Source organism: Breznakiella homolactica (assembly GCF_016616095.2).
Taxonomy (GTDB): Bacteria; Spirochaetota; Spirochaetia; order Treponematales; family Breznakiellaceae; genus Breznakiella; species Breznakiella homolactica.
In genome coordinates, this window is record NZ_CP067089.2 from 3,207,675 (window position 1) to 3,222,482 (window position 14,808).

General features: G+C 46.9%; 14 protein-coding genes. 11 read left to right on the forward strand and 3 right to left on the reverse strand.

What is annotated here, in order from left to right:
• The first annotated feature begins 30 nt into the window (after nucleotides 1–30).
• Nucleotides 31–1,080, forward strand: a complete 1,050-nt coding sequence (locus JFL75_RS14485) for an alpha/beta fold hydrolase (protein ID WP_215627390.1) — start codon at nucleotides 31–33, stop codon at nucleotides 1,078–1,080.
• Nucleotides 1,081–1,127: 47 nt separating this feature from the next.
• Here the strand turns inward: JFL75_RS14485 and JFL75_RS14490 are convergent, their stop codons facing one another.
• A complete protein-coding gene (locus tag JFL75_RS14490) occupies nucleotides 1,128–1,604 on the reverse strand; it encodes a DinB family protein (RefSeq protein WP_215627391.1) in 477 nt (158 codons plus the stop codon).
• Nucleotides 1,605–1,706: 102 nt separating this feature from the next.
• On the opposite strand from JFL75_RS14490, the gene JFL75_RS14495 reads away from it, so the two are divergent.
• Nucleotides 1,707–2,384, forward strand: coding sequence for a hypothetical protein (locus tag JFL75_RS14495; RefSeq protein ID WP_215627392.1), 678 nt, complete (start codon nucleotides 1,707–1,709; stop codon nucleotides 2,382–2,384).
• 120 nt (nucleotides 2,385–2,504) lie between these two features.
• On the opposite strand, the gene JFL75_RS14500 is transcribed toward JFL75_RS14495, so the two are convergent.
• The gene (locus JFL75_RS14500) at nucleotides 2,505–2,966 is read right to left on the reverse strand and encodes a hypothetical protein (protein ID WP_215627393.1); all 462 of its coding nucleotides are present in this window, start codon (nucleotides 2,964–2,966) and stop codon (nucleotides 2,505–2,507) included.
• Nucleotides 2,966–3,202, reverse strand: coding sequence for a hypothetical protein (locus tag JFL75_RS14505; protein ID WP_215627394.1), 237 nt, complete (start codon nucleotides 3,200–3,202; stop codon nucleotides 2,966–2,968). The genes JFL75_RS14500 and JFL75_RS14505 overlap by 1 nt, the downstream gene beginning before the upstream one ends.
• Before the next feature lie 395 nt (nucleotides 3,203–3,597).
• Here JFL75_RS14505 and JFL75_RS14510 point away from each other — a divergent pair, with 395 nt between their 5' ends.
• Genes JFL75_RS14510 through JFL75_RS14550 form a run of 9 tightly spaced genes read left to right on the forward strand, consistent with a single transcriptional unit; the run spans nucleotide 3,598 to nucleotide 14,749 of the window.
• Nucleotides 3,598–4,056 carry a hypothetical protein gene (locus JFL75_RS14510; protein ID WP_215627395.1) on the forward strand — a complete coding sequence of 153 codons (459 nt, stop codon included), beginning with the start codon at nucleotides 3,598–3,600 and terminating at the stop codon, nucleotides 4,054–4,056.
• Nucleotides 4,057–4,059: 3 nt separating this feature from the next.
• The gene (locus JFL75_RS14515) at nucleotides 4,060–4,911 is read left to right on the forward strand and encodes a hypothetical protein (protein ID WP_215627396.1); all 852 of its coding nucleotides are present in this window, start codon (nucleotides 4,060–4,062) and stop codon (nucleotides 4,909–4,911) included.
• 23 nt (nucleotides 4,912–4,934) lie between these two features.
• Complete coding sequence (locus JFL75_RS14520; RefSeq protein WP_215627397.1) at nucleotides 4,935–5,369, forward strand: hypothetical protein; 435 nt, start codon at nucleotides 4,935–4,937, stop codon at nucleotides 5,367–5,369.
• Nucleotides 5,370–5,407: 38 nt separating this feature from the next.
• Nucleotides 5,408–5,560 carry a hypothetical protein gene (locus tag JFL75_RS14525; protein ID WP_215627398.1) on the forward strand — a complete coding sequence of 51 codons (153 nt, stop codon included), beginning with the start codon at nucleotides 5,408–5,410 and terminating at the stop codon, nucleotides 5,558–5,560.
• Complete coding sequence (locus JFL75_RS14530; protein ID WP_215627399.1) at nucleotides 5,560–9,348, forward strand: coiled-coil domain-containing protein; 3,789 nt, start codon at nucleotides 5,560–5,562, stop codon at nucleotides 9,346–9,348. The genes JFL75_RS14525 and JFL75_RS14530 overlap by 1 nt, the downstream gene beginning before the upstream one ends.
• 4 nt (nucleotides 9,349–9,352) lie before the next feature.
• Entirely contained in the window at nucleotides 9,353–9,760 is a 408-nt protein-coding gene (locus JFL75_RS14535) for a hypothetical protein (RefSeq protein WP_215627400.1), read from the forward strand.
• A gap of 3 nt (nucleotides 9,761–9,763) precedes the next feature.
• Entirely contained in the window at nucleotides 9,764–10,408 is a 645-nt protein-coding gene (locus tag JFL75_RS14540) for a hypothetical protein (protein WP_215627401.1), read from the forward strand.
• Between the two features lie 52 nt (nucleotides 10,409–10,460).
• Nucleotides 10,461–12,800 carry a hypothetical protein gene (locus JFL75_RS14545; protein ID WP_215627402.1) on the forward strand — a complete coding sequence of 780 codons (2,340 nt, stop codon included), beginning with the start codon at nucleotides 10,461–10,463 and terminating at the stop codon, nucleotides 12,798–12,800.
• A complete protein-coding gene (locus JFL75_RS14550) occupies nucleotides 12,797–14,749 on the forward strand; it encodes a hypothetical protein (RefSeq protein WP_215627403.1) in 1,953 nt (650 codons plus the stop codon). The genes JFL75_RS14545 and JFL75_RS14550 overlap by 4 nt, the downstream gene beginning before the upstream one ends.
• Nucleotides 14,750–14,808 lie beyond the last annotated feature (59 nt).

Genomic DNA, 14,808 nt, shown 5'->3' on the forward strand with positions numbered 1-14,808 from the left:
GTTGACGTATACCACCTGCAAGGAGGCAGTATGTCACTGTACAAATCAGCGGCCGGGCTCGGACTGGCCATTTTTTCTCTTGGGTTCTGCGGCTGCAACGGCGGGTTTTATAAACCGGGAGACGCCGGAAAGGAACCGGTTGCAAACGCGGTATCCGGCGCCATTCCCTATGACGGCAGCGGCACGGTCCGGATGGAAGACGGCGTTGATCTCCATGTTTTTTCCCGGGGGCATGGCCGGAACGTACTGGTTGTCCACGGCGGACCGGGCTATCCCAATGACGGCCCCTGGCCCGCCTTCGAGGAACTGACCGGGTCCTACCGGTTCGTCTACTACGACCAGCGGGGCTGCGGCGGTTCATCCCGGCCTATCCCGGAGTTCGGGAAAAACTTCTACAAAAACATGCTGGCCCTGGACGCTTCCCTGGGGCTTAAAAAACACATCGAAGACATTGAACGGTTCCGGCGGCTTCTGGGGGATGAAAAACTCATCCTGGCGGGCCACTCCTACGGCGGATTTATCGCTTCGCTTTACGCCTGTGAATTCCCGGAGAAGGTGGAAAAACTGATCCTGGTTTCCCCGGCGGATCTCCTGGCCATGCCCACGGAGATTGATCTGTACAGTTCCGTGGGCAGGCTCCTGGACGGGGACGATAAAAAGAACTTCGATGCCTACATGAAGGGTTACTTTGACTATTCGAAGATATTCGAAAAGTCCGAGGCGGACCTGGTCCGGCAGAACTATGAATTTATCCCGTTTTTTGCCAAAGCCTACGAAGCCGCCGGCAACGCTCCGCTGCATACGCTTCCCGCCCCGGATAGCATCGCCGGCTTCGGCCACCACGCGATGTTCCTGGGAATGCCCCGGAAGTACGACTGGCGGGAATGTTTGAAGTCTGTTCCGGTGCCGGTCCTGGTAGTCCGGGGCGGCCGGGATCTTACGCCTCCGGCGTCTTCAACATACGAGACCCTCTTCCCCAACACTGATTCCGCTGTAATTCAAAACGCCGGCCATTATATGTTCAACGAAACTCCCGGAGAATTCGCCGCGCTGTTTGATGCCTTTGCCGCGGGGAAATAAAAGTACCATTGAGGATTGATGCGGGGCCGTTCCCGCGGCTCCGCAGGCTAACTGTTTCCCGGCTGCCCCGCGGCTTCAATTTCCGCGGCCCGTTTAAGAAAAAGCTCCCGGTGCCATTCAAGATGTCTGAAAAAATCTTCTATTATACTATCGAGGGGTTTTTCACCTTTTTCGCTTATCCATACATTGGAAAGGCTTTTGGGGTCAGCGTTTTTTATGATATGGAGCAGATACAGGTTGTAGGATTTCCAGAGTGTGATGAGGCAGGAGTAATCGCAGGACTGGGCGTGGGATATGGTTTTCCAGCTTTCCGCATCGTAGGGCGGAAAACGAAGTTCCTTCTCCGTCTGCAGCCGGATAAACCGCTGGTGGTTGTTTGAGGCTGAGTCGATCAGGTGGCCGACCATTTCCTTAAGAGACCACGCGTCGGAATTGAGCACCACACCGGAAACCGGCGCGTATCGTTCCATCATTTCAAAGAAGCTTTCGATCTGTTCTTCATAAACTTTTGGTTCGGAAATCATGTCTCGGTGCCTCCTGCTTTATGTATATCCCGCATGGACCGGGAAGGCAAGGGGGAAAACTATGTGGTATGATTTTTATTAATGCTGAACCGGAGAGCAAATGTGAAACACAATGTACGGCGCCTTACTGCCGACGGCTGCCGCCTTGCGAAGGGAAAGAACCATATTTATTTCTTCACCGACCTGGATATTACCTATTATATAGAAAGGATTAAACCATCGGGAATTTCGGCGTCCGCGTATTTGGCAGAAACCATCGCCAAATTCCTGGCGGATAACTACCTGCATATAACCGGCGCGGATTACCTGAAAAATAAAAACCAGGAAATTGATATTGAAGTCCAGGTTGAGAAAACCGTTGACGGCTGCCGAATCCCCTACGGGTATATTCTGCGGGACGCGGCGAAGAAATCTTCGGAGGAACTCCAGGCGGAGATCGCCGGATTCAGGGAAAAGGAAGAAGACGGGACCCATCCCCTGGGATTTTTCCCGGGATTCCTCCGGCGGTCCGCGCTGAGGATTATCATGTCCAGCTTCGGCCTGCGGCAGAAATACCTGGGAACTATTTCACTGACCTCCGTCGGCAGCGTGAGCCGCCATTGCGGGTATGTGCAACCCCTGACCCTGGCGGACTTCTGCCTGGCCGCCGGCTCCCGGGAGGAACGCGGTGGCCGGTGGTTTCAGAGATTCACCTTCGTGTTCAACCACGACCTCATCGACGGCGGCGACTGCGGCCGGTTCATCGACGAATACCAGGAGATTCTCCTGGGGAAAAAGTGAGGCCGTCCCGTCCCGGCTTTCAGTCTTTCTGTTTTACGGTCTTGATCAGCTTTTTGATGCCGGCTTCAATACTGCAGATGTTCCGGTAGAATTTTCCGGGATGATGTCCAATTAAATTCCTTAAAACGCGAAACCCCCGATCCAGCCCGCTGCCGCCAGGACGGTAGCGCCGATGGCCGCGGCCCGCCAGAAGTTACGGGACTTCTCCATATTCCGCAGGCCGTCCCCTAACTGCGTGATAGAGTTCTTCAAGGTCTTCAACTGATCCGAGGATTGTTCCAAGTCCGTCCTCAGCCCGTTCAATTCCGCCAGTGATGTTTCGAGACTGTTCGATAAGCTCACGATTTTCAGATTGGAGTTCTCCAAGTTTTCCGTAAGCTGTACGGAGTTCATCTTCAAGGCTGCCAGCTCGGCGGAGAGCAGCTCCGTGGAGTTCCTCAAGCCGCTGATGGTCAGCGAGAAGCGCTGCAGTTCGCTCCCGGTAATCAGATACAGTTCTTCCCCATAGGAGCCAGCCGGCGAGCAGGCCAATGCCGAGGCCAGCAGCAGCACACAGCAGAATGGTTTTGTTTTCCCCCACATTATTCCTCCTTATGCTCCCGGTTGGTGTGATCCAGTTCTTCCCGGTAGTATTTTCCCTTGAAGGCGTTGTCCGCCACATTGGTTCCCTGGTACCCGAGCCCCGCGGCGACAATGCCGCCCACGATTATGGGTCCGATAACTTTCGCGACCTCCGGAGAAATGAACAGTGTAATAAGATACAGCCCGATGAGGGACCAAAAGGACGCCCAGAAGGCGGTCGATTTTTTTGTGACCATGGAATGGCTCCGGCAGCAGTGGGATTGGGGAATAATCCCCGATGTAAAAAAGAAATGACGGCGCGGAAGGATGCCACACCGTAACTCAGTCCCTGCCCGGCTGACCCGGAACAGGGAGGATTAGTATGTATCATTTTGAAATTGAATATGTACTAACAATAGTTAGGAAATGGGTCTTTAGGTACAGACAGCCTCTGGTTCAGATTACTGGAACAGCTTCTATAGAAGATTTACAATATATACCTTGCCGAGATCCTCCTCCTCCTTCTTTGATGGATAAATTTTTCCCAGGCTTATCTATTCTCCAGTATTCTCCGCTGAAGTCCCGTATATTTCTTCACAGCTCTTACGGAACCGGGCATTTCGGTTCCCGGAAAAAGGAGCAGGGAGACCCCATGCCTGAAACAAGACGGAACTGGATCAATATACTGAACGCCTACAAAGAAAAACTTTCCGACACATGCTCTGTGGAGGTGCTTATCGGAGAACCCGCAGGGCCTTCCCAAAATCTGCAGGTAAATCTAATCCCGATTCCCCATCCCGTAATTTCCGGTAACGGCCGGATCCGGCTTCGCCTTCGGGCCCTGCTGCAAAGCGGTATCCCCGGTGATGACACATCAATTTCACATTTGCTTGATACATCCCTCCTCCTCGCCGGGTGGTTCAGCGAAACCCAGGGAGGTATCCGCATCGCGGACAATCTATTTGCCGTCGCATACCACCACCCTCTCCGGAATGATGATGAATCGTATGGTCCGGAGAATATCAATCTGTATAGTTACGACGAACGTTGGCTCGTCGAACTTGAATTTAATTATGAGGCCGCGGTCAATGCGGTCTCGGAAGGAGTCTAAAAAATGGATTTGACGAAAAGTCAGAACCCCAATTCCATGACCCTGGGTTCGGCGAAAATTGAAATCGCCCAGAAACCTGTGTCGATCATCAATGAGTCCGGTAAAAAGGGCTACCAGCTTGTAGGCCTCGAAGATCTCGGCCTTGCCAGGGGTATCAGCATTACCCCGGCAAATACCAAGATTGAAGTGGTCGCGGACAATGGAACCGTCCCCATGAAAGGGCAGACCGGCAAGAAGATTACCGTGGCTTTCTCCCTGCTGGAACGGCACATCCCTGTTCTCGCAAAGGTAATGGACGGTGTTGTTTCTGTTGCATACGAAGCCGGCGAACTTACCACGGTTACGGACAAACACCTGCCGGGCAGCGTGGAAAAGGACAGCCCCATTCCCTTGAGCAAATTCAACTACAACGGGAACGCTCCGGAAAATGTTGAGGTTGAGCAGGATTCCGTCCTGGCGGAAAACACCGATTACCGGATCATTGAATATGCCGGTGCGTATTTTATTGTTCTTATTTCCGACAACTTCGACAGCGCAAAGGAACTCAAAATCAGTTACAAAGTTACCCCGGCGAAGAGCTATACCATGAGCCAGGGCGGTTCCGGTATTGCCAGGAACCTTGCCATGCGCCTGACCAACAAACGCCGGGCCGACGACGGCCGGATGATTTCCCGGACCTGGGAACTCCCCTACGGGTTCTGCGTATCCGACGATGTTATTACCCTCAAGTCAAACAACGACGCCGACAATGTGGCCGAAGTTCCCCTGAGCTTCGAATTCTCCCCCCATCCCGACATGGCCGACAATATGGACCTTGAAGCCATGAGCCTCATCCGGGAAATCCAGGAAGTCTAAAGAAAAGGAAAAGGAACAGAACCATGCAGACAGAAACCATAAATCTTGATGCCCTTAGGGCCCCGTCACGGAAAATCGTCTTTCTCGGCCGCGAATACGAACTTGGATACATTCCCTCCGGCGCCGCAATCCCCATGATCGAGTCCTACAATGAACTCCTTCAGAAGCAGACAAAAGCAGCGGGAGGTATGGATCTGGATTCATCCCTGCGGTACGCCGAGGAAAACGCCAAAGAAGTTGTAGAAGATTCTATTGATTTTATTGCCCGGTTCTGTTCCTTTTTTTATCCTGATGTCACCCGTGACGAAATCTCCAGGGAAGCATCTAAGGAAATGGTGGACCAGTTCTTTATGGAAATCATTTCTTCCATTGTGCGGAATTCCGCCAGGGGAAACACCGGAGAATCCGGCGGAGATTCCGGAGACTCAAAAAAAAACACGACTGGGCCGAGTCAATAGACCGGCTCTGCATACTCTACGGAGTAACTGAAGACTATGTGCTCCGCCGCTGGGCCATCGAAACAATAAACCGGAAACTGAAAAACGGTGTTTCCTTTGATCTTATGCGGCGGGGCATGCTTGCCGGCGGAGAAGAATCCGAAACGCTGACCAAGGAAAACGAAAAGGATTTGTACGGAGCGTATTTATAATGGCAGTAACAGCATATGAAGGTGTTTACAATATAGCAGGGGATCTCGGTGAATCAAACAAAGCGCTTGCTGAGTTCAGCACAAAAGCCGAAGCGGCGAACACATTGCTCGAAAATATTAAAACCTCATCATCCCTGGCGGCGACTGCGATTATTTCCCTGGGACTCGCGTTAGTACAATCAAAAGAAAAGCTGAATGAAATTGATAAAAGCCTCGGCAATGTAGACGACTCCGCCTCGGGCCTGGAAGACACCATCGGTGATCTGACGAAGAAACTTGAAGCCCTGAAGAAAGCGGCCGACCAGTCGCAGAAGAGCCTTAGCAAATTAAAAGAAGGGATCGGCGATTCCAAGGACGAAACGAAAAGCTTTGGCGAAGTGATGGAAAAAGACGCGCTGCCTGCGGTAAAAGATTTTTTAAGTCCCGCCACAGCGCTTAAAGATGTTTTCGAAAAATTCGGCGCGGACAGCAATCACCCCATAGTTGCTATGGGAAACATTGCGGAATCAACAATTAAAACAACCACAACAGTGGTAGGTTTTGTTTCAGCGCTTGGCAAAGCACGCAAAGCATTTCAAGCCCTAAAAGGTTTAGCAATAACAAACCCAGCAGGGCTCGCATTAGTAGCGGTTTCAACAGCGATTTCAGCTTTTATCTCTTTGAAAAAGACAATGGATGATTCAAAAAAAGCTCAAGAAGAATCAAGAAAAACAGTAATTAAAAATACAAATTCCATTGTTGATCATAAAATTGAAGCCCAAGCATTAGGCGAGCAATATCTCGTTTTAAATAATTCGGAAGACAATTTTGCCAAAGCGCTAATAGAGCAGCAAATTATCAGAAATAGGTTAAAGGAAATCTATCCTGAATTAACCACATCAATTATTGAACAAGCTGTAGCAGAAAACCAATTAGGTCAGGTTATAAAAAACGCTTCAGAAAATAAAGATAAAGAACAAGAAAAAAATATTTCAGATCAGATAGAGGAATTAAATAAAGAAATAAAGAAAAGCGAGCGCTTAATAGTAACACATAAAAAGGATATAGTAACTATTTTGTCCGGATTAGGGGTAGAAGAAGAAACATTACTTTCAAATCCCGACCTAGTAGAAGAAATATTTGCATTAAATAATCAGAGTGAATCATTCGTCTTTATAAAAAACCTATTACGTGATATTGAGACAGAAAACGCAAATATAATACAAAAAACCAATGATATATTAGATGCAAATAAGTCATTAGAGATATTAAAAGCACCTATAGATAATAATTCTTCTGCCACCGATATTTCCCGCAAAGATCAATACGAAGCTTTAAACGCCGAATACGAAAAGAAATACGAATTCGCAAAAAAAGCCGGCGGTGATTTGCTCAGTGTTGAACTTGAATGGCACCAGAAAAAACAAGCCCTGTTATTATCCTTTACCCACGAAGATGCCGAAGCGGCGGAAGCCAACGGCAAAAATTATGGGGAAGCCCTGACCAATGCCCTTGAATCAAGTATTGCCGAAGGTTATGAAACCACAGAAACACTCCTGAAAGAATCCCAAGCCCGGATCGATATACTTACGGGAAATTTTTCTATAAAAGACAATAGAACTCCGGCGGAAAAAGTTAATGCCATCGTAAAGCCTCTCGAAGGAAAAAAAGGCGTAACCACAGAAGACGCGCTCCGGGGAATAAACGAAAAAGCCGCGCAGGCGGCGGCATCGGAACTGGACATTATCCAGGAGTTAACCGAAAGCTATAACGCGCTCAATGGAGTTAAAAAAGCTAATGAAGCAAAAGAAGATAAAGAAGATCTTACTTTAGGAAAAGAACTTCAAAAAATAGAGGAAAAACGAAAAGAAGCGGAGCTTCGGCGCGAAGAAGCGCTCGCTATGCAAACGGAAAGCGCGGCAAGGCTTTTAATCATTGAAAAAGAAAGGATCGCTCTCATAGCCGAAAACAGCATAGCGGCAATCGAAAAAGAAATCGCTTTGAAAAAGGAACTGGGAAAATTTGGCGACCGTGAAGAAGGCGCGCAGAATCTTTATGATGAATGGGACGCGATAAAAAAGGAAGAAGATGATTTAATTAACAGCAATCCGGGAAACCAGGAAGAAAAAAATCAACAGGAGGAGCGCCTATTAGAAATTCGAAAAAGAGAAAGGGAGATTGCCCAGGAACTTCTCGATTTCGATTCCGAAAGGAAAGCCCTTCAGGAAACCCAGGCGGCCATAATAAACAAGCAAACTTCTTTATTTGGCGAATACAACACGCTCGTTAATTCTGCGGTAGAAGGGGATAAAGAACGGGCCGAAGTTTTAAAACAAGAACTGGATGAATTTGAAACAAAAATAAATGACATTTCTGAAAAACTGTTTATCGCTGAAAAGAAGCAGCTCGGCCAAACCACTGAAAATGCCATAGCGGCAATCGAACAGGAAATAGAAGCGAAAAAAGAATTAGGTTTGTTCGGCGATGATAAAAAGGAAGCAGAAAAAAATGCCCTGCTGGAAAAACAGGCGGCCTTAAAAGCAAAGCAAAATGCCCTGCTCTCGGAATATAACTCGCTCATGGCATCCGGTACGGAAGAAGATGTAGAACGCGCGGAAATATTAAAAGAAGAAATTAAGGAACTTAAAACCGCGATTGATGAGGTCGGGAAAGAATTAGACTCAACACCAGAATGGTTAAAAAATATTGAAAAGTTCTTCTCGGAAGTGGCTAAATACGGCGGTTATATTGCTGACGTCTTCAACAACATTAAGGATACCGTTTTTGCGTTCATGGACAATAACCAGGAACGGGCAGCCCAGGATAATGCGAATAAATTACGGGAAATCGAAGAAAACAAAAACAGAGACCTCGCCGCATTCGATGAAGAACTGAATACCCTCCGGGAAGAAAACCGCCTTGAAAACGAACGCCTTGAAGAAGAATACAAGGAACGGATGTACCAGGCCCAGATAGCCGAGTACGACCGGAACATCACTGAGCTTGAAGAAGCCTTTGCCTCGGAAACAAATATAGAAAAACTCCGGGAGCTTGAAAAACAGCTGGAAGCGGAAAAAAAGAAAAAGAAAGAAGCGGAAGATCAGAAGAAAAAGGAAGAAGCGGAAAAGAAAAAGGCTGAAGAAGATTTAAAAAAAGAAAATGAACTTTTGAACGCCAAGAATGAGGCGGAATATCAATATACGGTTCAGAGGATTAATGTTGAAAATGAAGCAGGCAAGGCCGAAGCTGACGCTGCCATTGTAAAATCCCGATGGGAAAAGGCCTCAACCATTTTGACCCTTACGCTAAAAGCGGCGGAATATACAGTAAGGGCTATCGGGGACGCTGCCGGCTTTAACTTTGTAGGTGCTGCCATGCATACCGCAGCTGCGGTTGCCGCCGGCGTCCAGGCAGGTTTTGCCGCATCCGCCCCAGAGCCTCCTCAGTTTACGCCGCAGCCCATTCCATCACCGCCGAAAAAACTTGCCGAAGGCGGTATCTTCATGCCCAGTATCGGCGGGACCTCTATCCTTATGTCCTCCGGAGCCAGGGCGGTCGTTGCGGAAGCCGGAGTGCCCGAACTCTACCTACCGATCACTCCGGAAAACATCGATTCCTTGTTCAGGAACACCAAACATCAGCAGATAAATCAAGGCGGATTCACCTATGCCCCGGTGTATGAACTCAATTTTTCCAGCAATGAAGGTGACACCAAAGAAGACGTATTCTCTTATCTTAAAAATGAAGTATCCAGGGATCTTTTGGAACTGGTTGAAGACGCGAAAAGACAATGGTATGTAGGAGCCTGATCAAATGACATTACAGGAATTTTATGACGAGGGAAAATATACTGATTTTGTATTAATTGACGGGAATGTGTTTGTCCTGCCCCAGGGATTTAAGCTGAGCAGAAATCCGGCGGAAAAGGTAAATCTGGTAACCATGGCAAACGGCCGCAAGCGAAAGGACATCATGCGCCGCTGGAACAAATACAGCTTTGCCTATGAAATACTTCTTGAAACGGATTTTCAGAAACTGATGACCATTGTCGAAAAAGCCGCGGACGCTTCTTCAATTACATTGTATCTGAAAAAGCAGCACCCCCTTCCCGAAGAACCGTATGAAAAAGCCGACATCGACATCATACAACCCCCGAAAACTTCATACAAAAACCGGGGGCAAATATACATTCACAACAGCGTAAATTTTGAAATGGAGTGAGCCATGGAACAACGTTTAATTGAAATGATTAATGGCATAAAGGATTTTGTGCCGGAAAAAATAGGCGAAGATGAACCCTTTGAAGCAAACCGCTGGAACACTCTGGTTGATTACCTCAAAAGGAACAACGAAATTCTTGAAAAGATGGAAACCGTTGTACCACCGGTGGGCTTTATTTACATCCGTCTTCCCGGGGCAAAAACCCCATATGAATTGTGGGATATGAAACCGGAACAATGGGATAATATTTCCCGGCATTTCCCCAATGTTTTTTTCCGGGTAGAGGATAGCGGGAATGATAAAAATACCACTAGACCTTACGCATCAGTTTTTAAAGAAAGCGTATCCCTTGATAGTGAAACCCCTCAAACTGATTTGACCTATAACGAAGGTGACGGAGGAACCGGCGGCGGGCAGATGGATGCGATCCGTGATATCACGGGTAATTTTTTTGCCCAGGGAACGGAAAATGCCGAAGACGGGGGAGGTGCCTTCAAGACTGAATCCACTGGCAGAAATGATAAAGGATATTCATCAGGGCGCCAATATCCCTATGAAAGAAGTTTTATGGCATCCCGGGTCGTCCCGGTAGCCAATGAAAACCGCCCTAAAAATATCACCGTTCAAATCTGGATGAGGATATCATGATTAACCGGCAGGGAGGTAAATCCCCACTTACCATGTTCCGGGGGATGCAAATATGATCAGAACCAATGCGGAAATAACCGGGATCATTACCGGGGATAGCCGGATATTCGGTGCGGACGCAACTTTCAATTACCTAGCCTTAAAGCATGATCCTTCGGTACAGATTTACGCCAATAACGCGGTTGACGGTTCCATCCCGGACCAGATTATTGAACCTATGGTTCCGTATAGCCATGACCGGCTTTTTACCGGCTCGGACATCCGGAACAGGGTATTCCCCTGGTCAATAAACATCCACCGGGGACGCGGCTGGCAGCAGAAAAGGACTTTTTATAAAAACAGAATTGGTTATATTGGAAATAAAGCTGATGAAGATGGAAATGTGGATGACACCATACAAGTCCGTTTTGCCCCGCGGAATATTTCTCTGATTACCATACAAACTGACTGTGATAGAATCATCCATGACGCGGTCATTACTAGCTTTAACGGGGATATCAAGACAAATGAATATGAACTCAAGGATAACCAGTCGGATACATTGTTAATTCCCTGGAAAGGGAGAAAGGCTTCTATCATTTCTATAACAATAACCAAAGGTACCCCTGGCAAACGGATCTGGCTTATTACATTTTCTCCGACTAAGGTTGAACACTATACCGAAGACGATATTATCGAAATAAAACATGAAATAAAAAAAGCCCAAAATAAAGAAGGCTCCATCGGCAGATTATATATCCAAAGTCTTTCCATGTCGTTGTTCAACAACAAAGAACGCCCCTTCGATTTCATGAACACGAAAAGCGATCTGTACAACTCCCTCCGGAAGGGTGTGGAGATTTCCGTGGATCTTCCGCTGAAGGGAACTTCATTCAAAAAGGAGCTGGGGGTATTTTATACCACATCCTGGGAAGTCTCGGAGGATACCGCCACCGCAGCGGTGAAAGCTGTCGATTACCTGGGAACTATAAAAGACAACGAGATCAACGAGCTAATCATTGACAATACCAATGTGATGGACTGTTTCTTAACGCTGGCAAACCGGCTGGGATTATTTGAAAATAAAATAGACCAGTCTCTCGAGAAGATCGCCCTGGCTAAATATGCTCTCCAGGGAAAAGCCGGCGATCTGCTGAACAACCTTTGTGAGTTAAGCCAATCCGTCTGTTTCATGAATGCCCGGGGGAACGGCATTACCGTCCGGAAAATTCCCAGCATCCGGGGAACTTCACGTTACCCCCTGCGGTATCTCACCTCCGGCGATTACAGCAAGTCCACAAAAAATAAAATGGGGGATGTTAATCCCAATATCATCCGGACCGAATATACCATTGAGGAATATCAAACCAATGAAGTGATTGTGGAAAAAGAAGTGTTTATGTACAAGGATTTTTCCGGCACACCATTCCCTGAAGAATACAAAAACAAAGGTATTTTTGAAAGGCCCGTTGGGGCCGGAACAGAACCAAGTGTATTGAAGATATTTAAGATACCGGAACACTATATCCATACAGAAATTACTGACCCATTTACCCCCGGTACACTTGAGTATGAAATCACTGAATATGACGGAGAATATCCGGAAGAAGAGAAGCGGAATACCGTAGAAGTGAGAGTTTGGATTTTTAATAAACCCGAAGAAGAGGATGCCCAGTTTACCATTGCGGTGATTGGAAAATCTTCCTATGAGGATATGTTGTTGGAAAACTTTACTCAGAAAATAGAAAAACGCCCGAATGATTATGTCGATCCGGACCTTTCCAAAGAGGATCCCTTTGAACGGAATAAAGCAAACAAACCCCAGGAATTTGAAGTAAAACTATCTGGTAAATATTCCATATCATATATCATTCCGGGAAACCTCAAGAAGGAATTATTCGATTTTGTTATAACCAAAACCGGAACCGGATGTCTGGTTAAGGTATGGAATTACAGTGTCCTGGAACAGGAATTCGCCGTCAGTATTTACGGCAAACGGATTATCGAGTCCAAAGACAACCGGGTTATCCTGCTGAAGGACGACGATGCCATTGCCCTGGAAGGAGAAATCACTAAATCCATCAACCTGAAAGGGATTGCCTCGGACGAAATTGCCAACCAGTTGGCCCGTTCAACCGCCAGATATTACAAGACATTCAAAAATTCCTTTTCGGTTGATCCCTGGGCGGATCCTCGATTTGAAATAAATGACCTCATCGCTCTGGAATCTCCCCGGGGATACGGTTATACCCAGGGAATAATAGAAGAAGTTAATACCACCTATAAAGGATTTTTAGAGCAGAAAATAAAGCTGCTGGAATCAAATAAACACAACCGGGATTGCCGTCTTTTCGGTGAACTCGTTCTCAATGACCGGCCCGTAATGCCGGCAATCCAGGAGGGCTATGTATGAGTACCAGAATTCTTTTCGATGCTGATCCGGATAAAAAAAATCCCGAAAATCTTACAAGCGAAGAATTATTCGATATAAAGAAGGATGCGGCAATCTCGTTGACGCATGATATATTTTACGCTGATGGTTTGACTGTATACGATGTGGAAAAAAAGTCTTTCCTTAAGCCGGAAGTCGATTATGGTTTTGTGTTCCAGGATACCATTGCAACCGAACAGTCTGCCTGGCCGTGTTACAGAAACCTTGAGTTCTACAATAATTATAATTTGCTCCGGGTTGATTACCGTGTGTACGGAGATATTTTAACCGCGGCGGATTTTAATAACATTCAGAAGACTACCACCGAAACAAATATCCTGGTGACGGAATTGGAAAAAATCCAATCGCACCACATCAGCAGTAAAGCTGCACATCAGGCAACTATTGATGCTGAACCCGACCGTATAGTTTTAAGGAACAGCCGGGGAACCTTTAATGTTTCCGAACCCAAGAGTGATTATGAACCGTCAATTAAAAAAGAAATGGACCAGGAAACATGGGAAAGGGAAAATACAGACCAGAACCTTCAGGAACAGATTAACACTATCCGGTATTCTGTTTTTGCAAATGTTATTCCCGGTGAAACAACCGAAGAGGAATTTAAAATCCTGTATCTGAGTTTTGACGGTAAAGCCTATGTGGCCAGCAACACCGAAAAAAGCCATAAGTCCGTTATCGGAATTACTCTCGAGCCCATTTCATTCAATGGTAGTACCGATGGCGAAATCGAAGTTATCAAATCCGGTCAGCTCATTGGATTTTCCGGCTTAATTCCCGGCGCGTCCTATTACCTGGGGACTAACGGCGGCCTGGCACTGCGGGAACATATTCCATCCACCAGCTTCAAAGTTTTTATTGGCGTAGCCAGTTCGGATGATACGCTGGAAGTCAATATCGGCAATGTCGAAACGGACCCCATATCAGGGTCGGGCAATGTTGAGTTGGGGCTGGAAAGCCTTGAGGTAACCCAGATCTATTCACGGGATAAACTGTTTATCACCAATGATACTGTCCAGGGCCGGCGGCAAAAGAAACTCGACATAGGTTTTTCCTATCTTTCGGAGCATTCCCAGGTGGCCCATTTTGATACCGACGAATTTGACCAGTACGGCGAACCGATGTTTACTGTCACCGGTGAACGGATTCTGGCAAACGAGCAGCAGGGAATTCCCATTACGCTAAACAATTCGGTTCCCTATGTGACCGACGCGAAGGCCTTGTATGGAAAGTTCCGCTTGCAGAAGACTTTCCCCGCATCGGATCTCTTTGCCATTGACTTCTGGATGAATTACAAACAGAATGCGGACCAGGTTCTTTTTACATTGTCCATGGGAAGTGATATTTTCCAATTGGAAGTAACCGAAAAAGAACCTCCGTATAATACAGAAAAACCGGATGGAATTCCGTACAATTCGATCCCCACCGACGGGATTTGGTATAACACCCCGGAACCCGGCAGAACCCGATTAACACGGTTCCACAACAATATCTGGACCAGCCAGGATATTATCCTCGATGGCGGAGACGGCGGATTTGAACAGGATCAATGGTACCATATCGGACTATGCAAAAACAACGATACCCTCTTTATATATATCAACCAGAATGTGATGCAGTTTCCCGTACAGTCGGGAAATCAGGAAGCTATACACATTGATGTGAATTCCACACTAGGAGATATTGCCATTGATGAATTCATGGTGGATCCCGTCACCGCGGAAGACTTTGAGAGATTTAAAACCATAACCGTAAAACGCATTCCCTGGGCAAGCCTGGATTACAAGGAAAAATGGACTGTGTTTAATGTGGACGACCCTTCTTTCTTTAAAACTAATATTTTCCAAAGTGCGGATTTCAAAAACGCGGTCATGAACATTTTAAGGGAGGAAAATCTCAATGGCGATCATTGATTTATCACTAAATCATTTCATTATCCCGAATCTTCCGACATACCCAACACCGTTTGGGA

Excerpts from the sequence above, each read along its gene's own strand:
- JFL75_RS14485 (WP_215627390.1), top strand. The coding sequence starts at position 31 with ATGTCACTGTACAAATCAGCGGCCGGGCTCGGACTGGCCATTTTTTCT.
- JFL75_RS14490 (WP_215627391.1), bottom strand. The coding sequence starts at position 1,604 with ATGATTTCCGAACCAAAAGTTTATGAAGAACAGATCGAAAGCTTCTTT.
- JFL75_RS14500 (WP_215627393.1), bottom strand. The coding sequence starts at position 2,966 with ATGTGGGGGAAAACAAAACCATTCTGCTGTGTGCTGCTGCTGGCCTCG.
- JFL75_RS14505 (WP_215627394.1), bottom strand. The coding sequence starts at position 3,202 with ATGGTCACAAAAAAATCGACCGCCTTCTGGGCGTCCTTTTGGTCCCTC.
- JFL75_RS14510 (WP_215627395.1), top strand. The coding sequence starts at position 3,598 with ATGCCTGAAACAAGACGGAACTGGATCAATATACTGAACGCCTACAAA.
- JFL75_RS14515 (WP_215627396.1), top strand. The coding sequence starts at position 4,060 with ATGGATTTGACGAAAAGTCAGAACCCCAATTCCATGACCCTGGGTTCG.
- JFL75_RS14520 (WP_215627397.1), top strand. The coding sequence starts at position 4,935 with ATGCAGACAGAAACCATAAATCTTGATGCCCTTAGGGCCCCGTCACGG.
- JFL75_RS14530 (WP_215627399.1), top strand. The coding sequence starts at position 5,560 with ATGGCAGTAACAGCATATGAAGGTGTTTACAATATAGCAGGGGATCTC.
- JFL75_RS14535 (WP_215627400.1), top strand. The coding sequence starts at position 9,353 with ATGACATTACAGGAATTTTATGACGAGGGAAAATATACTGATTTTGTA.
- JFL75_RS14540 (WP_215627401.1), top strand. The coding sequence starts at position 9,764 with ATGGAACAACGTTTAATTGAAATGATTAATGGCATAAAGGATTTTGTG.
- JFL75_RS14545 (WP_215627402.1), top strand. The coding sequence starts at position 10,461 with ATGATCAGAACCAATGCGGAAATAACCGGGATCATTACCGGGGATAGC.
- JFL75_RS14550 (WP_215627403.1), top strand. The coding sequence starts at position 12,797 with ATGAGTACCAGAATTCTTTTCGATGCTGATCCGGATAAAAAAAATCCC.